The following is a 20,367-nucleotide window of genomic DNA, read 5'->3' on the forward strand; positions in this document are numbered from 1 at the left end:
GCAGCAAGTCTATGGTGCCCGGTCCGTATACCCCGGCTATTCCACGGTCACCATCACGGACTGCCAGCCGGAGGCTCCGTCCGGGACGGGATCGGCCCGCTTGTCCGTCTGCAGTTCGCCGGTGCCGTCGGTGGCGCGGGCCTTGATGTAGTGCGGGCCGGGGGTGGCGTCCCAGTCCAGGGACCACTGCCGCCAGGTAATGACGGAGGCCTCGTCGGAGAGGGCCGCCTCCGTCCAAGGGCCGCTGTCGATCTGCACCTCGACCTTGGTGATGCCGCGGGTCTGGGCCCAGGCCGTGCCGCCGATCGCCACCCGCCCGGCGGGAACCCTGGCGAAGGACTTAGGGACTTCCACCCGGGCCATGGTCTTAATGGGGCCGCGCTCGGACCAGCCGCGCTGCGTCCAGTAGGCCTTGTTGTCGGCGAAGCGGGTGACTTCCAGGTCCACCACCCATTTGGTGGCGGAGACGAAGCCGTAGAGCCCGGGCACCACCATGCGCACCGGGTAGCCGTGTTCCAGAGGGAGCGCCTCGCCGTTCATGCCGATGGCCAGCATCGCGTCGCGGTCATCCTGCAGGACCTCCAGCGGGGTGGAAGCGCTGAAGCCGTCGACGGAGGTGGACAGCACCATGTCCGCGCCCTCCTTGGGACGGGCCATCTTGAGCACGTCGCGGATGGGCATGCCCAGCCATTTGGCGTTGCCGGCCAGGTTTCCGCCGACGGGGTTGGAGACGCACGTCAGGGACACATGGGATTCGATCAGCCGGGCGTCCAGCAGGTGCTGGAAGCTGAGCCGAACTTCCTGCTCGACGAGGCCGTGGACGCGCACTTCCCAGTCCTTGGCGTTGATCTCCGGAACGCTGAGGGCGGTGTCAACGCGGTAGAAATCCTTGTTCGGGGTGAGCCACGGCGTGACCCCGGGCGCCTTGGACTGGACGCCGGCCGTCACAGCCGGGGCAGCCTTCGCGGGTGCAGGCAGTTTCAGGGACTCACGGGCCTGGGCCACGTTGCTGCGGGCCGCGCTGAGCAGCCGGCCGCCCGTGGCGGCAATGGCCGATGCGGCGGCGGTCATTGCCGTGGCCGCGAAGAAGGCACGGCGGGTGGTGGCCGGGCGTTCAGGGTCCTTGGCGGCGACGTTAGCGGCCGCGTCCGGCCATTCCTGCATCCGCCACAGCCGCTTGATCAGGAACCGCAGCACGATGAGCCCCGCCACGGTGCCAATCAGCGACGGAATCGCATCCAGCGGCTTGACGCTGGCCCGCGTCACCACGCTGGCGGCGATCACGGCGCCCATCAGGAGCACCCCGGCCACGCCGAGGGCCCACTTCCGGTAAGCCACCACGCCCAGCACGCATGCGAGGACGAGGATGGTCACCGCCATGCCCACGAACAGCGCCGCCTTGTCATTGGTGCCGAAGGTGGCAATCGCAAAATCCTTCATCCACGGCGGCGTGAAGTCGATGAAGGTCGAACCAAGCGCGATCAGCGGCGTCGCCCGCGCAGTGAAGAAAGCCCCGATCAGTTCCGCGACGGACAGTACGACGGCGGCAGCGGCCACGCCGGCCACCGAGGCCAAGGCGGTGGCGCCCCTGAACCTCTTAGTGGTGTTCTTGCTGGGCTTCTTCATACAGGCTGTTCGTAGCCGCACGCCCCGTGGATTGTCCCGCGGATTGTCCGGCCTTCTCCGCGGGACATGACCTCCCTTGGCGCCCGGGGATGGACATGGTGGCATCATGTCCAGTGGCCGCGGCCAGGACTGGGCATGTCCCGTGGGGGCGGCGCGCGGTTCGGGTCCAGGACCGGGCATGTCCAGTGGCAGACACAGCTTAGGAGCCTGCGGGGTGCACCACGTACCCTTGGAGACTGTGAAGGTACTTGTCATCGGCCCCGGCGGCCGCGAACACGCCATTGTCCGATCCTTGCTTGCAGACCCCAACGTTTCCGAGGTCCACGCGGCACCGGGCAACGCCGGCATCAGCAAGCTGGTCCCCACACACGCGGTCGACGCGAACGACCCCGACGCCGTCGCCGCCCTTGCCACCAGGCTCACCGTCGACCTCGTGGTGGTCGGTCCCGAGGCACCCCTCGCCGCCGGAGTGTCCGACGCCGTCCGCGCCGCCGGCATCCCGGTCTTCGGGCCCAGCAAGGACGCCGCCCAGCTGGAAGCCTCCAAGGCCTTCGCCAAGGAGGTCATGGCCGAGGCGGGCGTGCCCACCGCGATGGCCCGGGTGGCCGGCAACGCCGAGGAAGCCGCCGACGCCCTCGACACCTTCGGCGCCCCGTACGTGGTGAAGGATGACGGCCTTGCCGCGGGCAAGGGCGTCGTGGTCACCAACAACCGGGACGAGGCCCTCGGGCACGCGCAGAGCTGCTTTGACGCCGGCGGCACCGTGGTGATCGAGGAATTCCTGGACGGCCCCGAGGTCTCCGTGTTCGTCCTCTGCGACGGACGCAACACCGTGGCACTCTCCCCGGCCCAGGACTTCAAGCGCATCTTCGACAACGACGAGGGCCCCAACACCGGCGGCATGGGCGCCTACACGCCGCTCGAATGGGCCCCCGAAGGCCTCGTCCAGGAAGTCATCGACCGCGTGGCCCAGCCCACGGTCAACCAGATGGCCCACCGCGGCACGCCGTTCGTGGGCGTGCTGTTCGTCGGCCTGGCCCTGACATCCCGCGGCACGCGCGTCATCGAATTCAACGTCCGCTTCGGCGACCCGGAAACCCAGGCCGTCCTGGCCCGGCTCAAGACGCCACTCGGCGGGCTGCTGATGGCAGCCGCCAGGGGCGAACTGGACAAGGTGCAGCCGCTGCGCTGGTCCAAGGACACGGCCGTCGCCGTCGTGGTCGCAGCCGAAAACTACCCCGGCACCCCGCGCATGGGGGACCGCATCCGCGGGCTTAAGAAGATTGAAGCGATCGAGGGCGTCCACGTCATCCACGCCGGCACCACACTCGACGCCGAGGGCAAGGTTGTCTCCGCCGGCGGGCGCGTCCTCGCCGTGGTGGCGCTGGGAACCGATCTCGTCGAGGCCCGGGAACGGGCGTACGACGGCATCGAGCTGGTCCAGCTGGAGGGCTCCCAGTTCCGCACCGACATCGGAGGCAAGGCGGCCCGCGGGGAGATCAAGGTCAAGACGCCCGGCGCCCCGGCCGCGTCGAAAGCGAAGGCATGACCATGACTGAGCCCACATCCCCGACGCCGGAGGCCGCCCACGCGGACGCCGCAAAGCTCCAGGGCGGACTGGACACCGAGACGCTCGACCTGCCGGGCTGGAAGCACGTCTACTCCGGCAAGGTCCGCGACCTCTATGTTCCCGTGGACGAGTCCATCACGGAGCGCTTCGGCCAGGAGTGCGTCCTGGTGGTGGCCAGCGACCGCATCAGCGCCTACGACCATGTGCTGGCCAGCGAGATCCCGGACAAGGGACGCATCCTGACCCAGCTGAGCCTGTGGTGGTTCGAGCAGCTCGGCGTCGAGCACCATGTGCTCGCCTCCACCGTCGACGGCGGTGTTCCCGCCGCCGTCGAGGGCCGGGCGATGATCTGCAAGAAACTGGACATGTTCCCGGTGGAATGCATCGCCCGCGGCTACCTCACCGGGTCCGGGCTGGTGGAATACAAGCAGTCCCGCACAGTGTGCAGCATCCCGCTGCCGGAAGGCCTCGTGGACGGATCCCGCCTCGCCGAGGCCATCTTCACGCCGTCGGCGAAGGCCGAGGTGGGCGAGCACGACGAAAACATCACCTACGGCGCCGTCGTGGACCTGCTGGGCGAGGACATCGCCGCGAGGCTGCGCGAGCTCACCCTGCAGATCTACACCAAGGCCGAGGACATCGCCCGCGGCCGGGGCATCATCCTGGCCGACACCAAGGTGGAGTTCGGCTTCGACGCCGCCACCGGCGTCATCACGCTGGGCGACGAGGTGCTGACCCCGGACTCCTCACGCTTCTGGGACGCCGCCACATACGAGCCCGGCAAGGCCCAGCCGTCCTATGACAAGCAGTACGTCCGTGACTGGCTGACCTCGCCCGCGTCCGGCTGGGACAAGGCCTCCGACGTGCCGCCGCCGGCGCTGCCGGCCGACGTCGTGAAGCGCACCCGCAGCCGCTACGTGGAGGCCTACGAGAAGCTCACCGGCCGGACGTTCGCCTAGTCTTCCGGCTTCCCGCTTCCCGCGGAGGCGGCCTAGGCTTCCGCGGAGGCGGCGGCCTCGGCGCGTCGCTGGGCCAGTCGGATCTCAAGCACCGCGTCCATGGCCTGCTGGACCCGGTCCGAGGCCCCCGCCGCGCTGAATTCCTTCTGGGCTTCTTCGAGGTATACGAGGGCCTCGGCGGAATCCCCGGCGGCCTTGAGGGCCTTCCCGAGCAGCAGCGAGACCTCGCCGGCGGTGTGCCGGGCAAGTGACTGCCGCTCGGCGTGGATCTCGCGCAGCTTCTGGACGGCGGTCACGATGTCCCCGGTGAGGTAGAGCCACCGGGCCCTGATGAAGGCCACTTCCAGCTCATCCGTCTTATTGCCGCCCACGATCGAGAGGGCCAGTTCGGCGCGTTCGATCGAGGACAGGGTCTCGGGTTCCACGATCCCCGAGGAGAGCCGGACGGCGGCGGAGGCCTTGTTGAACCTCGCCCAGAGGTCGATGTCGTTCGCCGGAGAGAGCAGCCGGGCGGCACGCTCGTGGTGCTTGATTCCCTCGGGGTAGTCGTGGCGCATGAAGGCCACGTTGCCGATCACCCAGGCGACCTCGCCGGCGAGCTGGGACATGGAGTGGTCATCCATCTGCTCGTTCATGGCCTGGCAGTACTCCCAGGCTTCGTCCAGCCGGCCGCTCTCGGCCAGGGCGCCGATCAGGGCCCGCAGCGCGCCGATGATCATGGTGGAGCCCTTGGGCAGCTCGGCGCAGAGCCGCACGGCTTCCTGGGCATGCTCGACGGCGGCGGTCAGCTGGCCCTGTCCCTGGGACGCGGCCGCGAGCATCTGCCGGGCCCGCACGCCCAGGCCGGCCGATTCGGCGGCCATGGGGTGGTCCAGCAGGTGCTGGACGACGTCCTTGCACTCCTGCCAGAGCCCCTGCTTGATCAGGCATTCGGCCTGCATGTAGGTCATGTTCCACCATGCGCTGGTGTTCTTGGCTTCCAAGGCGATCTTGGCGGCGGCCGCGGCGTGGGCGGCGGCCACCGGATAGTCCCGGAGGTCCCAGGCCTGGCGGGCGTACAGTCCCGCGAGCACGTATTCGGCGTCGCTGACGGACACTGGCTGGCTCCAGGCCTCGAGCGCCTTGGGTGCCAGTTCGAGCCGGCGGGCCAGCTCCTCGATGACATCGGCAGTGGGCTCGCGGCGTCCGGTTTCCAGCAGCGAGATGTAGCTGGGGGAGTACAGGTCGCGGCCCAGTTCCGCTTGCGTCAGGCCCCGTTCGAGCCGTTCCGCGCGGAGCTTCTCCCCAAATCCGTTCCCCACGGACACCTCCTAATTCCGGACATTCTTTGTACTAAATGCTTGACAGTCTCTGTGGAAAACATTTTACAATGTATGTCAACAAGGGTAATGCTGACTTGGTTAAGGACTCCGACCCAAATTGAGGAACTCTATGTTGAAGAAGATTGCAGCCGGCGCCGTTCTTGCGGCCGCACTGGCATTCTCCGCCGCGGCTCCGGCCGTCCTGTCCGCTGCTTCCATCACTGATAACTCAGGCTTGACCGCCGTCGGCAACTGGCCGGATCCCATGCGTGCCCCCCAGGCGGTCGGAAACTGGCCCGATCCCATGGCCTTCTTCCTCAACGTCGGTAACTGGCCGGACCCGATGTAACACCCACCAAGCTGCTGCTGCACAGCCCCGGGATACGTGGTCCCGGGGCTGTTTTGTGCCACGGCTGTTGCTGGTTTGGGCTGCCGGGGTGCCCCGGCACCGGACGGGTGTGCCCCGGGGGTGACTAGGGGCACAAAAAGAGGGCCCTCCACGTGGAAGACCCTCTTTTTCTCTGGTCGGGATGACAGGATTTGAACCTGCGACCTCGTCGTCCCGAACGACGCGCGCTACCAAGCTGCGCCACATCCCGATCCGTTGCAAAAGCAACTTCACAAGACTATCCGATGAGGGCCCCGGATGTGAAATCGGGGCCCGGCGGCACTGACGGGCGGACGTGCCGCGCAGTGCTTCCTGGCGCGCCGGACCGGCTCAGACCAGGGAGTCTTTCCAGGCACCGTGGAGCCGCGCGAAACGCCCGCCGTCGCCGATCAGCTGCGCCGGCGTGCCGTCTTCCACGATGCGTCCGTCGTGGACCACCAGGACGCGGTCCGCCGTCTCCACGGTGGAGAGCCGGTGCGCAATGATGAGCGCGGTCCGCCCGGCGTCGGGGCCGCTGCCGTCGGAGCCGCTGCCGGTCTCCCGGACGCCGCGCAGGAGTCCTGCGAGCCCGTTCTGGACCAGGCGCTCCGAGGGGATGTCCAGTGAGGACGTCGCCTCGTCCAGGATCAGGACGGCCGGCCGGGCGAGAAAGGCCCGCGCGAAGCTGATCAGCTGGCGCTGGCCGGCCGAGACGCGGCCGCCGCGCTTGTGGACGTCGGTGTCGTAGCCGTCCGGAAGTTCCATGATGAACCCGTGGGCACCCACGGCCCGGGCAGCGTCCTCGATTTCCTCCCTGGCGGCCTCCGGGCGGCCCAGGGCGATGTTGTCCGCCACGGAGCCGCTGAACAGGAAGGCCTCCTGGGTTACCATGACGACGTTCCGGCGCAAGTCTTCCGTCGTGAGCTGGCGCAGGTCCACGCCGTCGAGTGTGAGCGATCCGGAGGAGACATCGTAGAAACGAGCGATCAGCTTCGCCAGCGTGGACTTGCCGGCCCCGGTCTGGCCGACCAGGGCCACGGTCTGGCCGGCGGGGATGTGGAGGTCCAGTCTCGGGATGATGACCGGGCCGTCGCCGTAGCGGAACTCGACGCCGTCGAAATCGATGGTGCCCTTTGCTTCGTTCAGGGCCGCCGGGTCCTTCGGCGGCCGGACGGTGGGCACCTCCTCCAGCAGGCCGGAGACCTTCTCGAGGGCCGCCTGGGCGCTCTGGAAGGAGTTGTAGAACATTGCCATCTGGTCCACCGGCTGGAAGAAACGCTTGGTGGACAGAATCAGGGCCAGCAGCACGCCAACCTCGAGTTCGCCGCCGAGGACCCGGAAGCCGCCGAGGAGAAGGACAACGGCGACGCAGACGTTGCCGATCAGCACCAGGCCGGGCTGGAAGATGCCGTTGAGGTTGATGGAGCGGACGGTCGCTGTGCGGTAGTCCTCGGAGAGCTCGGCGAAGAGGGCGGTGTTCTGGCGCTCCTTCCGGAACGCCTTCACCGCGCGGATGCCCGTCATGGTCTCGACGAAGTGCACGATCAGGCGGGCCGAGACCACGCGGGATTCCCGGAAGGCGATGCGCGAGTGTTTCTGGTACCAGCGGGCCAGGAGGTACATCGGGACGCCCGCGGCCAGCACCAGGAGCCCGCTGCGCCAGTCCAAGGCGAACACGGTGATGGCCGTGAACGCCATGAACAGCATCCCCGAGGCCAGCGAGCTCACGCCGGAGTCGAGGAGTTCGCGCAGGGCCTCGAGGTCCGAGGTCTGCCGGGCGATGATCCGCCCGGCAGTGTATTTCTCGTGGAATTCCAGGCTCAGCCGCTGGGTATGCCGGAAGACCCGGACGCGCAGGTCCAGCAGCATCGCCTGGCTGAGCTTCGCCGTCGACGTCACGTACAGGGCGGTCAGGCCTGCCGTGGCGACCGCCGCCGTGAGATAGGCGACGCCGGCGAGCACCAGCGGGAGGTTGTCGCCGGCGCGCAGGGCGGGCAGCGCCCGGTCGATCCCGAAGGCGATCAGCGCCGGCCCGGCCACGCGCGCTGCCTGGGAGAGCACGACGGCGGCGATCGTCAGCCAGAAGCGCCCCCGGACGGGGCGGATCAGGGAGCCCAGGAGGGCCAGGGAGCGGAGCTGGACGGCCTTGCTCTCGCTCCGGCTGAGGTGGGCGTTGTCCTCATTGGCGGTTCCGAACGTTGTGCTGCTCATCGGGAAATCTCCTCGGACCGGTCCTCGAGGGCTGATAGTTCTGAATCCAGGTCCCGCGGTTCCGGGTCCAAGCTGGCGATCACGTAGCGGTAGTGGCTGTTCTCCGCGAGCAGCCGAGTGTGGGTTCCGACGGCGCTGATCCGGCCGTCCTCCAGCAGCGCCACCCGGTCGGCCAGGGCCACGGTGGAGGGCCGGTGGGCCACGATCAGCGTGGTTGTGTCCGCGAGGACCTCGCGCAGCCGGGCCTCGACGCGTTCCTCCGTGTTGACGTCCAGCGCCGAAAGCGGGTCGTCCAGGACCAGCACTTTGGGTCTGGCGGCGATGGCGCGGGCCAGGGCAATGCGCTGCCGCTGGCCGCCGGAGAGGCTCAGGCCTTCCTCTCCGATCAGGGTGTCCAGGCCCTCCGGGAGGGAGTAGGCGAAGTGCGCCTGGGCGACGTCGAGGGCTTCTTCCAGGGCCTCGTCGCTGCGCTCCGCTGAACTTTTACTTGGGGCGCCGAGCAGGACGTTGTCCCGCACCGAGCTGGAGAACAGGGTGGTGTCCTCGAAGGCCACGGCGACCACGGTGCGGAGCTCCTCCACGCTGAATTCGCGCAGGTCCACGCCGTCGATGGTGATGGAGCCTTGGCTGACCTCGTAGAGCCGGGGGACCAGCTGGAGCAGGGCGCTCTTGCCGCTGCCCGTGATGCCCACCAGGGCCATGGTTTCGCCCGGCCGGATGTCCAGGGAGATGTCCTTGAGGATGGGCTTCTCCGGGGCGTCCTCGAAGGCGAAGCTGGCGTTGCGGAAGCTGAGGGCGCCCTTGAGTTCGGCGGGGACGCGCGGCTGCTCCGGGCTGGTGATCGCGTTCACCGAGTCCATGACCTCGAAGTGCCGGTCCACCGCGGATTTGGCGGTAAGGGCCATGGCCAGAAGCATGCCGCAGAACTCGACGGGGGCGGCGATCACGGCCGCGGTGGCGAAGAACGCCACGAGGGATCCGATGCTGAGCTCGCTGCGGGAGGCGAGCAGGACACCGACGACCAGCCCGGCGCCGAGGGCCAGCTCGGGTAGGAGAGTGACCACGAGGCTGAAGGTGGCCAGGTGCTTGGCCTTGGCGATCTCGGTCTGCCGGAGTTCCTCGGCCTGTTCGTTGAAGTTCTCCAGGGCCTCGCGGCTCCGGCCGAAGGCCTTCAGGACGCGGATGCCGTGGACGGACTCCTCGACCGTGGTGGCGAGATCCCCGGTCTGGTCCTGGCTGCGGCGGGCCACCTTGCTGAAACGGGTCCGGAATCGGAAGCCGTAAATCATGATCGGTACGGCGGCGGCGAGGAAGATCAGGGCCAGCTGCCAGCTCATCGAGAACATCACGACGACGCCGATCACCACCGTGAGGGTGGTGACCACGAGCATGATCGCGCCGAAGGCCATCCAGCGCCGGAGGAAATTCAGGTCCGTCATGGCGCGGGAGAGCAGCTGCCCGGAGCCCCAGCGGTCGTGGAAGGAGACCGTGAGGTCCTGGAGGTGGCCGTAGAGCGACACCCGCATCCGGGTTTCCACGGTAGTGGCGGGGTTGATGACGAACTGGCGGCGCAGGGCCACGAGGCCGGCTTCGGCGATGCCCAGGCCGAGGATCAGGAGCGAGGCGATCCAGACGGCGTCGGTGCTTCCGCCCGGCCGGAGAGACTCGTTGATGAGCACGCGCAGCACCTGGGGGATGGTCAGGGCCACCACGCTCGCCAGCAGCGCAGAGAGCAGGCCCATGAAAAGCCGCGGCACGATCGGCCTGACGTGGGGGTAGAGACGGCTGATGGAGGTGAAGAATGGGGTCTGCTTGGCCATGCCTGCTTCTTAAGACGCACGTGCGAACTGTAGAACTGCTAAATGTAGTTTCCTGTCGCAACTACCCTAGGCCATGAAGTGACCCGTTTCACACGATATCGGACGCCCTCAGGATCTCGCCCAGCAATTACCTTCCGCAATGGCTTCCCGCGCGCCTCCCCGGGGGACATGTCCAGTCCTGGCCGCGAGGATTGGGCATGAAGCCAATATGTCCATTGCTCCGGGTGAGGGGAGGGCATGTCCCGTGCGGGGTCGGGCAGGGGAGGGCATGTCCACCGGTGGTGCCGGGGCGGGGCAGGCTCAGGTGCGGGAGGTGAGCGTGAGCAGCACGGCCTCGGGCCTGCAGGCGATGCGGACCGGCGCGAAACGGGAGGTGCCGATACCGCCGGAGACGTTCACCGGCGTCGTTCGTCCGTTGCTGTCCCAGTTGTTGAGGCCCTTGGCCCGCCAGGTGGGGAGGTCGCAGTTGGCGACGAGGGCGCCGTAGCCCGGGAGGCAGATCTGGCCGCCGTGGGTGTGGCCGGCGAGCAGGAGGTCGGCACCGTCCTCGGTGAAGTGGTCGAGCACGCGCTGGTACGGGGCATGCGCGACGGCGACCCGCAGATGCGGATCGTTGTCCCGGCCTCTGGTGCCGCGGGGCCAGCCGGCATACCGCTCGAGGCCCAAGTGCGGATCATCAACGCCGGAGAAGTCGAAACGCAGACCCTTGAGCACAAGGGACTGGCAACGGTTGGTCAGGTCCACCCAGCCGGCCATGCCGAAGCCTGAACGCAGCCTCGGCCAGTCCAGTTTCTGCTGGTCTTTCCGCTGCGAGGACGGCCCCAGGAAATATGAGGCCGGGTTCTTGAAGCGCGGCCCGAAGTAGTCGTTGGAGCCGGGAACGAAGACTCCGGGGAACTCCATCAGGGGACGCAGCGCCGCCAGCAGGGGGTCCACGGCGCTGGCGTGGCTGAGGTTGTCCCCGGTGTTCACCACGAGGTCCGGCTTCAGCTCCGCCAATGACGCAAGCCATTCGGCTTTCCGGCGCTGGCTGGGCACGAAGTGGATGTCGGACACATGCAGTACCCGGAACGGACCGAACCCGGCCGGCAGGATGGGCAGGGTTTCCTCCCGCAGGACGAACTGGTTCTTTTCCCAGAGCCCGTAGACGGTGGCGGCGGCCCCCGCTGCGGTTCCGACGGCCGCGGTTACGGCAAAGCCGCGCCCGATGCGCCGGACGCGGCCTGCCAGGGAGTTTCCCCCACTCATCGGCTACTTGCCGGGGGAGGGAGTGGGCACCGGTGCCGGCACCGGTGAGTTGCCGGGTGCCGCCGGTGCCGTTGCCGGTGCGGTCGCCGGCGCTGAGTTCTGCGTCGACGGGGTCGTCTGGCGCGGAGGTGCTACCGGTGCGTTGAGCATGTTCGACGGCGGTGCCGGGAACGGGTTCGTGCCGTAAGCCGGTGCCACCTGCGCCATGTAGTTGGAGAACTGCGGTCCCGCGATCATGTACCCGTCAATGCCCTTGTAGAACTTGCCGTTGATGGTGAGGTTCTGGCCCGCCCGCCCCTGGTTGCCTAAGGGGTCGCCGAACCAGGTGGCGGTCGCTAGGCCGCTGGTGTAGCCCACCACCCAGGTGGAGCCGTTGGTGTCATTGGTTCCGGTCTTGGCGGCGATCGGGAAAGTGGTCCTGGTGGAGATCCGGGGCTGGATGAGCGAGCCGGAGCCGCGGTTGAGCACTTCCTGCATGGCATAGGCGACGCCCCGGGCGACCTCGGGCTTGACCGCATCCCGGCAGCTGCTGGTCTGGGCCGGCAACTGGGCGCCGGTCTGGTCCGTCACCGAGTCAATGGCGATCGGCTCGCAGTACTTGCCGTCGTTGGCGAAGGTGGCGAACGCGCTGGCCATGGTCAGGGGCGCCGTCTGGGTGGACCCGATCAGGTTGCCGAGCGTTGTCATCGGCACCTTGGGGTTGGGATCGTCAGCCGTCGGCAGGCCGCCGTGGATGCCGACGGAATCCACGACCTTCTGGATGCCGCACAGGTCCACCTGGGCCGCCGAGGCGAACGTCATGGTGTTGATGGAGTTCGCCAGGCCGTCAAGGACGGACATGTACTTGTAGTAGCCCTCCTCGGCGTTCTGCAGGTCATGGGTGCCGTTGGTCGCGTCATACCAGCCGACGGTCGGCGCCGGACAGGTGTTCCTCCAGGGGAAGTTCTGCGGATACCGCCGCACGGCGCCATTGAGCTGGGTGTTCATGGACTTGCCCTCGTTGAGCCATTCCGTGAACGTGAAGGGCTTCATCGTGGAGCCCGGCTGGAAACCGCCAAGGCCGTTGAGGTCGTTGCCCTTGGCGTCCTGGCTGTCCACGTTGAAGTTCTGGGTCTGGTCAAACTTTCCGTCGGCGGGGAACCAGACGGTGTTCTGGGCCATGGACACGATCTTGCCCGATCCCGGCTGCACGGAGACCAGCGATGCGCCCCATTTGTCCGGGTTCGCGCCGGCGGAACCGTCAACCTGGGCCTGGGCGACGGCCTGGGCCTTCGGATCCAGCGTGGTCTTGATGGTCAGGCCGCCGCGGAAGATCTTCCGCTCGCGCTCGGCGGCGTCGGCGCCGTAGGCCGGGTCGTTCAGGAGCAGGTGCAGCACGTAGTCGCAGAAGTACGGCGCGGTGGCCGAATACGCACAGCCTTGGCGGGCCGGGGTGACCTTGGTTTCCACGGGCGTCGCGACCGCCGTGTCGTAGTCGGCCTGCTTGATCTTGCCCTGGCTCAACATGGAATGGAGCACCAGGTCGCGGCGGACCTTGGCGTTGTCCGGGTTGGTGATGGGGTCATAGAAGGACGGGCTGTTCACGACACCGGCCAGCAGTGCGGCCTGCGGCAGGGTTAGATCCTTGGCGGTGGTGCTGAAGAAGAATTTGGAGGCGGCTTCGATGCCGTACGCGTCCCGGTTGAAGAACACAATGTTCAGATAGCCTTCAAGGATCTGCTCCTTGGTGAACTTCTTCTCGAGGGCGATGGCAAGTTTCATCTCGCGGAGTTTGTCCCCGACGCCCTTGTTGACCCCGTTGAGGAGCACCTGGTCACCCTTGCCCTCGGCCTCGAGGGAGGAGTTGATGACGTTGTTGACGTACTGCTGCGTGATGGTCGACGCGCCCTGTTTGTTGCCGCGGGCGGTGCTGACGAGGGCGCGCAGGATGCCGGTGGTATCCACGCCGCCGTGCTCGTAGAAGCGGCTGTCCTCGATGGCGATGATCGCGTCCTTGATGTACGGGGACATCTGGTCCAGCGACACGCGCGTGCGGTTTTCGGCGTAGAGATTGGCGATCACGCTGCCGTCCGCCGCCAGGATGGTGGTCGACTGGCTGGGCGGGTCGACCTTCAGCTCGGCAGGAAGGGTGTCAAAAAATTGGATCGACCCGCTTGCTGCGCTGCCGGAAACAGCGGCAGCTGGGACCAGGAGCCCCGCCACCAGGACGCCACAAATGGCGCTCACGCCCAGGAAAAGAAGGATCTTTCCGAGGGTGGTGGCCGTGTCGAATAAAGGGTTCTTACCAGTCGCCATGTTTTCCACTTTACCGGCAACGACTAGGCTTTAGATCATGACCAAATGGGAGTACGCCACGATTCCGCTCATCATCCACGCCACAAAGCAGATCCTGGACCAGTGGGGCGAGGACGGCTGGGAGCTTGTCCAGGTTGTTCCGGGACCCGATGGAAACGGCCTGGTTGCCTACCTGAAGCGGGAGAAGCAGTAGCCATGAGCACCCCTGAAGCGGCCACGCCGGCAACACCGTCCAGCCCCGAAAACACCGCCGCCAACACGGCGGACGGCACTGGCGCGTCGTCCGCCGTCGAACAGCGACTGACCGAACTCGGCCTGACACTGCCCGACGTTGCAGCCCCGGTGGCTGCCTACGTGCCCGCAGTGATCTCCGGCAACCATGTTTATACCTCCGGGCAGTTGCCGTTCATCAACGGCAAGCTCGAGGCCACCGGCAAGGTGTCCGCCGGCACGGAGGGTGCCTCGGACGAGCCCACGGTTTCCCCGGAAGCCGCGAAAAACTACGCGGCCGTCTGCGCCGTCAACGCCCTGGCGGCCGTCAAGAGTGTCATCGGTGACCTCGACCGCATCACGAGGATCGTCAAGGTAGTCGGCTTCGTCTCCTCGGATCCTTCATTTACCGGCCAGCCCGGTGTCATCAACGGCGCCTCCGAGCTCCTGGGCAAGGTTCTCGGCGACGCCGGTCAGCACGCACGTTCCGCCGTCGGCGTATCAGTCCTGCCGCTCGACTCACCCGTTGAAGTCGAACTGATCGCCGAATTCGCCTAGAGGGTCGGTCACTTCACTTGCCTCAGTTAGCCCGACGCCTGTTTGTCCTGCCCCCGGATCTTGAGGGGGCAGCCCGCAGCTGGATTGAACACGGCGAACGGACGCCCCGTGCGGCCCGTTTCGCGTCCTCCGTCGTCCTCCTGCGGGACTCGCCGACGGGTCTGGAGACCTGGCTGGGCTACCGGCCCGGGACTTCGCCGCTGGGCGTCCTCGCCTTTCCGGGAGGGTCGCTGGAGGCGTCCGACGACGACGCCGTCGGCTGGCTCGGCCCCTCGGCCCAGCATTGGGCCGAACAAATGGGGACGGCCGACGTCGGGCTGGCGCGCCGCCACATAATAGGCGCCATCCGCGAGCTGTTCGAGGAGACCGGCATCCTGCTGGCCGGCCCGGACCTGTCCACCACGGTGGAGGGGACCTCGAGCTCCGAGTGGATGCGTGCCCGTGAAGCCGTGGCCGACCAGGAGAAGTCCTTCATCGACGTGCTCGCCAAGCGCGGGCTCTCGGTGCGGACGGATCTGCTCAAGCCGCTGGTCAACTGGCTCAGCCCTGATTTCGCGCACCGTCGGTTCAACACCCGCTACTTTGCCGCCACCCTGCCCGTGAACCAGCAGCCCTCACTGCTGGCCAGCAAGGGGATCTGGGGCCGCTGGGTGTGCGTCCGCAATGTAATCAAAGAGCGCGACACCGCCGTTCTGGGCGATGAGGTGGGCCAGGAGAACACCGTCGGCCTGCCGTTGGGCCAGTTGTTGGTGCCAGGCTCGGAGATCATGCTGGAGAAGATGGCCGCGGCCAACGGCTGCATCGCCTACCTCAGCTACAAGCGCAAGGCCCACGTCTACCAGCCCAAGCTTGTCGAGGAAGGCGGAAGGCTCATGCTGGAAGTCGAGGCGGCCAAGACAGTCGCCGGCGAACCCCAGCGGGAACGCTGACGCCACCTTCGCCGGTGATCGTGTCCGCGCCCTCGGACATGTCCCCTCCTGCGCACCACCACTGGACATGCCCTCCTGTTCCCCGAACCGCCGCTGGACATGCCCTCCGCTGCCCAGGGCCGATGGACATAGTGGGCTTATGCTCAGTCGGCGCCGCCAAGAATGGGCATGTCCCGCGCATGATGAAGCGGACAACGGGCATGTCCCGCACATGATCAAGCGGACAATGGGCATGTCCCGCGGAACGTGCCGGCGCCGGAGCCGATGCGGGAAACCTGGGACTCCGGCACCGCAATCGACGAAGGCCGGCTCCGTTTCCACGGGCCGGCCTTCGTCGTTTTGTTGAAAATGCCTTAGCGGGAGCGCTGGCGCAGGCGTTGCATGTCGAGGATGACGACGGCGCGGGCTTCCAGGCGCAGCCAGCCGCGCTGGACGAACTCGGCGAGGGCCTTGTTGACGGTTTCGCGGGAAGCGCCGACCAGCTGGGCGAGCTCCTCCTGGGTGAGCTCGTGGGCGACCAGGACGCCGTCGGTCGCCGGGCGGCCGAAGCGGTCGGCCAGGTCCAGCAGAGCCTTGGCCACGCGGCCCGGCACGTCGGAGAAGACGAGGTCTGAGAGGGAATCGTTGGTCCGGCGCAGACGGCGTGCCAGAGCCTGCAGCAGCTGGGCGGACACCTCCGGGCGGGTGCGCAGCAGGGCGTTGAGGCTCTCGTTCTTCAGGCCGGCCAGGCGGGTCTCGGAGACGGCGGTTGCCGTGGCCGTGCGCGGGCTCGGATCGAAGAGTGCCATTTCGCCGAAGAGTTCGCCAGGGCCCAGGATGGCGAGCAGCGATTCGCGGCCATCCGGTGACGTGCGGCCGAGCTTCACCTTGCCGGAGACGATGAAGTAGAGCTGGTCACCCTGGTCGCCTTCCCGGAATACCGAGGCTCCGCGTGAGAGGTCCACCTCGGTGAGTTCATCCGTCAGCAGACGGAATGCCTCGTCGTCGAGCGTGGCGAAAAGGGGTGCGCGGCGCAATACCTCGATGTCCATGAAATCTCCTGACTAACTGTGTCGGCTGGGGCGCTTCAGCCATTGTTTCAGAATTTTGGCGCGTCTGTGACGTAGTTGGCACCGAAACGCGTGAAGGGCCCCACAAAGGGCGGAGCTCAGGGGGAGTTCGGGGAGAGCCAGGCAGCCCTCCGGAGCCCTCCAGTGCCGTTGGCGTCCGCGGACGGTCGGCAAACTGTCAGCCTTCGCCGGTAGAATCGGGGCTTAACTGTCTGTGAGGAGCCCCGGTGTTCGGCTTGACCATTTTGGACCTGGCGTTGGTCGTGACGCTCTTGTCCTACCTGATCCATGGCCTGCGCAACGGCTTCCTGGTGACGCTCGGCGGCATCGCAGGGTTCGCGGCGGGGGCAGTGGCCGCGTTCGTTTCCGTCCCCGTTGTCAGCGGCCTCGTGCAGGACAGCGGCTGGCGGCTGACGGCGATTGTGGCCACCGCTGTCCTGCTGATGGTTCTCGGGCACGGACTCGGCACCATGATCGGGCGGCAGATCCGCAGCGTGGTGCGGATCAGCCCGCTGCGGGCGGCGGACCGCCTGGTGGGCGGAGGCGTCAATGTGGTGGTGTCCGCCCTCGTCATGTCCATGCTGGCGTTCAGCATCGGCGCCCTGGGCGTCCCCTTCGTGTCGCAGCAGATCGCCGAGTCCAAGGTGATCCGGTTCATCGACGGCGTGACCCCGACGCCGGTCAAGACGTCCATGGCCCAGTTGCGGTCTGCGGTGATCGGCGAAGGCATACCGACCCTCCTTGACGGCTTCGGCCAGGCCCAGCCCGTCGCCGTGCCGGACACCAGCACGGATACCCCCGCGCTGAACAAGGCTGAAGCCTCCGTGCTGAAGATCGCCGGAACGGCCTACCAGTGCGGCCAGAACCAGACCGGAACCGGCTTTGTGGTGTCACCCGGCCGCGTAGTGACCAACGCCCATGTGGTCGCCGGCGTGGCGGAGCCGGTGGTGGAGACGCCCGGCGGGGGCGCCCTGCCCGGGCGTGTCGTGTACTTCGACACCCAGCACGACCTCGCCGTCCTGGCCGTCGACGGCCTGCGCACCGCGCCGCTTCAGCTCAGCTCCGACCTTCCGTCCGGCAGTCCGGCGGCGTTCGCCGGCTATCCGCACGGCGGTCCCTTCCAGTCCAAACCGGCCACGGTGCAGGACATTGCCAGCGTGCTGGTCCCGGACATCTACGGCAACAACCCGGCGCCCGAAGACGTGTACCGTCTCGCCGGTGACGTGCAGCCGGGCAACTCCGGCGGCCCTCTGCTGACCACCGGCGGGCAGGTGGCCGGCGTGATCTTTGCCAAGGCCACCACCGAGTCCTCACTCGGGTTCGCCATCACCATGACGGATCTTGGCCCCGTCGCCGCCGAGGCGCCGGGCCTGGGCAATCCCGTCTCCTCCGGGCAGTGCATCAAGAAATAGTGCAACAAGAAATAGCGCAACAAGAAATAGCGCTGCTAGAGCCACTCCAGGCTCTGGCCGTGCGGGCCGGTGATAGCCACGGGCTGTCCGTTGTGCAGCAGCAGGAACCGGCCGCGGAGCCTGGCGTCATCCATTTCCGGGACCACATTGGAGCCGTCCGCCTGGGCGATCACCATGTGGCCCTCGTTGGATAGCCAGTGGCAGCCGCGCTTGGCCGCGAGTCCGGCGATGCTGCTGCGGAAGCGTTCCCGGCTTTCGGCGTCGAGGTAGGCCATGACCGCGCTGTGGAACACCACCAGGGCGGCGTCGGCCGGAGCCTGACCGGCTAGTGACACGAGCTGTTCGTTGAGGTCTCCGGCCACCAGCAGCGGCGGTTGCGCCTGGGCGATGGCGATCGCCTGGCGCAGGCGCTCGCGCCGGAAGTCCTGCTCTGGCCAGATGAGGGCCTCCAGCCAGGCGACGTCGTCGGGGTTGCGGACATCCAGGGGGTTGAGGTCGATCCCGGCACGCCACACCACCGGGGGAAGTTCCGCCGGGAGCGGTACCGGGCCCGAGATCGCGCAGCGAAGGACGGGGAAGCTTCCTGACGGCGCCCCGGTTGGAACCAGTCGCGTCGGCACTCCGACGCCGTCCCCTGCCCCGCCGTCGGTGCCGGCGCCGTCGAACTCATAGCCGTAGCGGTCCGGAAACAGCGCGAGCCCTGCCGAGGCGCCCACCTCGATGAGGGCCAGCGGCCTGCCTTCGGCGGCGGCGATCTGGGCGAGGGAGGGCAGCAGAGTGGCGCAGCGCCCGGCCTCGTTGGTCTGGGTGGCCCGCGAGAGCACGACCCGCGAGACGTCCGCCCAATGCGCGTCCAGGAAGCTCCGGAATTCCGGGTAGGGGCTGACCTGCGCGCCGAGGAACCGGGCCGCGGCGAGCATCAGCAGCGGCTGGCGTTTGTTGTGCGGCCACTCGTCGATCCGCCGGATGAGCTCGGGGTCCTCCGCGATGCTCGTGGACCACTCGGCGTAGCACGCGGAGGAACCGGGCGCATCGACCGTGCCGAAGTGCCGGTACCATTCCCCGGTGGCCGATGCCCCGGACGATGCCCCGGCCGATGCCCCGGACGATGCCCCGGACGATTCCCCGGACGGTGCCGCGGGTTCCGCGGACTCCGCGGGGGACATGCTCAGTCCTTGCCTGCGTGCAGTGCGGCGAGGTACTCGACGGCGAAGCGGTAGCCCATGATCCCGGCACCGGCGATCACGGCGTTGCTGATGTCCGACAGGTAGGAGTGGTGCCGGAACGGCTCGCGGGCGTGGACGTTGGTGATGTGGACCTCGACGGCGGGCAGTTGCACAGCAGAGATCGCGTCGCGGATGGCCACGGACGTGTGCGTGTAGGCCCCGGCGTTGAGCACGATCCCGATCGCCTTCCCTCGGGCGGCGTGGATGGCGTCCACGAGGGCACCCTCGTGGTTGGACTGGAAGCACTCGACGTCCAGCCCGTGCGCCGCGCCGGCGTCCTTCGCGAGCTGTTCGACGTCGGCCAGCGTCGAGGTGCCGTACTTCTCGGGTTCGCGGGTGCCGAGCAGGTTCAGGTTGGGTCCGTTGAGGACCAGGATGGTGCCGCGGCCGCGGCCGGCGTCGGTGGCGGGGATGGCGTCAGTCATGTCTGCAAATCTATCGCGGACCGCGGCCGTCTGACCCCTTCTTTACGGGGCGTTCGAGTCTGGCCAGTGCACAGGTGGCTGCCTAGACTTTAAGCACCATCGTGCGGAGCTCCCGTACCGGTCAGCTCGCGCGGACAGCCCGATCTGGAGAGAGCGTCAACATGCGCCGCAAATTTTTTGATTCAGGAAAAGCAATTCGCCGTGCAGCGCTGGGCATCGTGGCCCTCGCGGCACTCATTGTCCCGGGACCGGTCGCCTTCGCCGGATCACCGTCAACGGACCACCGGTCCTCGGTGATTGAGCTACCGGGTGCGAGCTCAGCCGAGGGGATAGCGGCAGGGAAAGGGACCACCTTCTTCGCCGGCGACCTCGCGAAAGGGGACATCTTCCGCGGAGACATCCATAAAGGAAAGGCCAGGCTGTTCATCGACGTGCCTGACGGCAGGGCGGCGGTGGGTATGAAGGCGGACGTTCGCCACGACCTGCTCTTCGTCGCCGGCGGCGCCACCGGGCAGGCCTATGTTTACGACACCGGCTCCCGGAAGACCGTGGCGACGTACCAGCTGACCGAGGTCTCGGCGCAACACCCTGCTTTCATCAACGACGTCACCCTGACCCGCGACGGTGCCTGGTTCACCAACTCCCGGAAGGGTGAGCTGTACTTCATCCCAGTGAACCATGACGGCCACCCGGGCGACGTCGAGACCCTCACCCTGACCGGACCGGCAGCGGCCACGCCTGGCGACTTCAACCTCAACGGCATTGCGGCAGCCGACGGCGGACGGACCCTGATCGTCGCCCACTCGGCTGACGGCGCCCTCTACACGGTGGACCCGGAAACCGGTGCCAGTGCCGCCATCACCGGCGTCAGCGTCCCCTTCGTGGACGGGATCCTGGTGAAAGGGAACACCTTGTGGGCAGTACAGAACCAGCTCAACCAGATCAGCCGCGTCCGGCTGGACCCGGGGCTGGATTCCGGCGACGTCAAGGACGTCATCACCAGCCCCGAGTTCCAGGTTCCGACGACGGCGGCCCTGTTCGATGACACCCTCGCCGCCGTGAACGCAAAGTTCGGCGTTCCCGGAGCCAACAAGTTCGAGGTGGTCCTGGTCGACGCCCGTTAGCGGGCGCTGACCAGGAGTGCGCTTGCCTCAGGGCGCT

General features: G+C 67.5%; 17 protein-coding genes and 1 tRNA gene. 8 read left to right on the forward strand and 10 right to left on the reverse strand.

The window, feature by feature from the left end; genetic code table 11:
* Nucleotides 1-36: 36 nt before the first annotated feature.
* Complete coding sequence (locus ACQCSY_RS12675) at nucleotides 37-1,626, reverse strand: molybdopterin-dependent oxidoreductase (RefSeq protein WP_427129253.1); 1,590 nt, start codon at nucleotides 1,624-1,626, stop codon at nucleotides 37-39.
* A 238-nt stretch (nucleotides 1,627-1,864) separates the two neighbouring features.
* On the opposite strand from ACQCSY_RS12675, the gene purD reads away from it, so the two are divergent.
* Nucleotides 1,865-3,175, forward strand: coding sequence for a phosphoribosylamine--glycine ligase (gene purD, locus ACQCSY_RS12680; protein WP_427129254.1), 1,311 nt, complete (start codon nucleotides 1,865-1,867; stop codon nucleotides 3,173-3,175).
* Between the two features lie 2 nt (nucleotides 3,176-3,177).
* The gene (locus ACQCSY_RS12685) at nucleotides 3,178-4,155 is read left to right on the forward strand and encodes a phosphoribosylaminoimidazolesuccinocarboxamide synthase (protein WP_427129256.1); all 978 of its coding nucleotides are present in this window, start codon (nucleotides 3,178-3,180) and stop codon (nucleotides 4,153-4,155) included.
* Between the two features lie 32 nt (nucleotides 4,156-4,187).
* Here ACQCSY_RS12685 and ACQCSY_RS12690 read toward each other — a convergent pair whose 3' ends face one another.
* On the reverse strand, nucleotides 4,188-5,456 hold the full coding sequence (locus ACQCSY_RS12690) for a helix-turn-helix domain-containing protein (protein ID WP_427129258.1): 1,269 nt from the start codon (nucleotides 5,454-5,456) through the stop codon (nucleotides 4,188-4,190).
* A 130-nt stretch (nucleotides 5,457-5,586) separates the two neighbouring features.
* Here ACQCSY_RS12690 and ACQCSY_RS12695 point away from each other — a divergent pair, with 130 nt between their 5' ends.
* Nucleotides 5,587-5,805, forward strand: coding sequence for a hypothetical protein (locus ACQCSY_RS12695; protein ID WP_427129260.1), 219 nt, complete (start codon nucleotides 5,587-5,589; stop codon nucleotides 5,803-5,805).
* Nucleotides 5,806-5,978: 173 nt separating this feature from the next.
* Here ACQCSY_RS12695 and ACQCSY_RS12700 read toward each other — a convergent pair.
* The 5 genes from ACQCSY_RS12700 to ACQCSY_RS12720 all read right to left on the reverse strand — a co-directional run bounded on the left by ACQCSY_RS12700 (nucleotide 5,979) and on the right by ACQCSY_RS12720 (nucleotide 13,397).
* Nucleotides 5,979-6,055, reverse strand: a tRNA-Pro gene (locus ACQCSY_RS12700).
* 119 nt (nucleotides 6,056-6,174) lie between these two features.
* Nucleotides 6,175-8,034: an ABC transporter ATP-binding protein gene (locus ACQCSY_RS12705; protein WP_427129262.1), complete on the reverse strand. Its 1,860-nt coding sequence runs from the start codon at nucleotides 8,032-8,034 to the stop codon at nucleotides 6,175-6,177.
* On the reverse strand, nucleotides 8,031-9,854 hold the full coding sequence (locus ACQCSY_RS12710; RefSeq protein ID WP_427129264.1) for an ABC transporter ATP-binding protein: 1,824 nt from the start codon (nucleotides 9,852-9,854) through the stop codon (nucleotides 8,031-8,033). The genes ACQCSY_RS12705 and ACQCSY_RS12710 overlap by 4 nt, the downstream gene beginning before the upstream one ends.
* Nucleotides 9,855-10,154: 300 nt before the next feature.
* Nucleotides 10,155-11,102 carry a metallophosphoesterase gene (locus ACQCSY_RS12715; protein WP_427129266.1) on the reverse strand — a complete coding sequence of 316 codons (948 nt, stop codon included), beginning with the start codon at nucleotides 11,100-11,102 and terminating at the stop codon, nucleotides 10,155-10,157.
* Nucleotides 11,103-11,105: 3 nt separating this feature from the next.
* Nucleotides 11,106-13,397 (reverse strand): transglycosylase domain-containing protein, encoded by a 2,292-nt coding sequence (locus tag ACQCSY_RS12720; RefSeq protein ID WP_427129268.1) that lies wholly within the window; start codon nucleotides 13,395-13,397, stop codon nucleotides 11,106-11,108.
* A 37-nt stretch (nucleotides 13,398-13,434) separates the two neighbouring features.
* On the opposite strand from ACQCSY_RS12720, the gene ACQCSY_RS12725 reads away from it, so the two are divergent.
* Genes ACQCSY_RS12725 through ACQCSY_RS12735 form a run of 3 tightly spaced genes read left to right on the forward strand, consistent with a single transcriptional unit; the run spans nucleotide 13,435 to nucleotide 15,094 of the window.
* Nucleotides 13,435-13,590: a DUF4177 domain-containing protein gene (locus ACQCSY_RS12725; protein ID WP_009359196.1), complete on the forward strand. Its 156-nt coding sequence runs from the start codon at nucleotides 13,435-13,437 to the stop codon at nucleotides 13,588-13,590.
* 2 nt (nucleotides 13,591-13,592) lie between these two features.
* Complete coding sequence (locus tag ACQCSY_RS12730) at nucleotides 13,593-14,165, forward strand: RidA family protein (RefSeq protein ID WP_427129270.1); 573 nt, start codon at nucleotides 13,593-13,595, stop codon at nucleotides 14,163-14,165.
* Between the two features lie 17 nt (nucleotides 14,166-14,182).
* Entirely contained in the window at nucleotides 14,183-15,094 is a 912-nt protein-coding gene (locus tag ACQCSY_RS12735) for an NUDIX hydrolase (RefSeq protein ID WP_427129272.1), read from the forward strand.
* Between the two features lie 353 nt (nucleotides 15,095-15,447).
* On the opposite strand, the gene ACQCSY_RS12740 is transcribed toward ACQCSY_RS12735, so the two are convergent.
* On the reverse strand, nucleotides 15,448-16,125 hold the full coding sequence (locus tag ACQCSY_RS12740) for a Crp/Fnr family transcriptional regulator (RefSeq protein WP_011693220.1): 678 nt from the start codon (nucleotides 16,123-16,125) through the stop codon (nucleotides 15,448-15,450).
* A 245-nt stretch (nucleotides 16,126-16,370) separates the two neighbouring features.
* On the opposite strand from ACQCSY_RS12740, the gene ACQCSY_RS12745 reads away from it, so the two are divergent.
* Nucleotides 16,371-17,555 carry a MarP family serine protease gene (locus ACQCSY_RS12745; RefSeq protein ID WP_427129274.1) on the forward strand — a complete coding sequence of 395 codons (1,185 nt, stop codon included), beginning with the start codon at nucleotides 16,371-16,373 and terminating at the stop codon, nucleotides 17,553-17,555.
* Between the two features lie 35 nt (nucleotides 17,556-17,590).
* Here ACQCSY_RS12745 and ACQCSY_RS12750 read toward each other — a convergent pair whose 3' ends face one another.
* Entirely contained in the window at nucleotides 17,591-18,721 is a 1,131-nt protein-coding gene (locus ACQCSY_RS12750) for a DUF2332 domain-containing protein (protein WP_427129276.1), read from the reverse strand.
* 2 nt (nucleotides 18,722-18,723) lie between these two features.
* Nucleotides 18,724-19,206, reverse strand: a complete 483-nt coding sequence (gene aroQ, locus ACQCSY_RS12755) for a type II 3-dehydroquinate dehydratase (protein WP_427129278.1) — start codon at nucleotides 19,204-19,206, stop codon at nucleotides 18,724-18,726.
* Between the two features lie 161 nt (nucleotides 19,207-19,367).
* Between aroQ and ACQCSY_RS12760 the strand changes: the two genes are divergently transcribed.
* Nucleotides 19,368-20,330: a hypothetical protein gene (locus ACQCSY_RS12760; protein WP_427129280.1), complete on the forward strand. Its 963-nt coding sequence runs from the start codon at nucleotides 19,368-19,370 to the stop codon at nucleotides 20,328-20,330.
* Nucleotides 20,331-20,367: the final 37 nt, after the last annotated feature.

It is taken from the genome of Pseudarthrobacter sp. S9, from assembly GCF_050156545.1.
GTDB lineage: Bacteria > Actinomycetota > Actinomycetes > Actinomycetales > Micrococcaceae > Arthrobacter.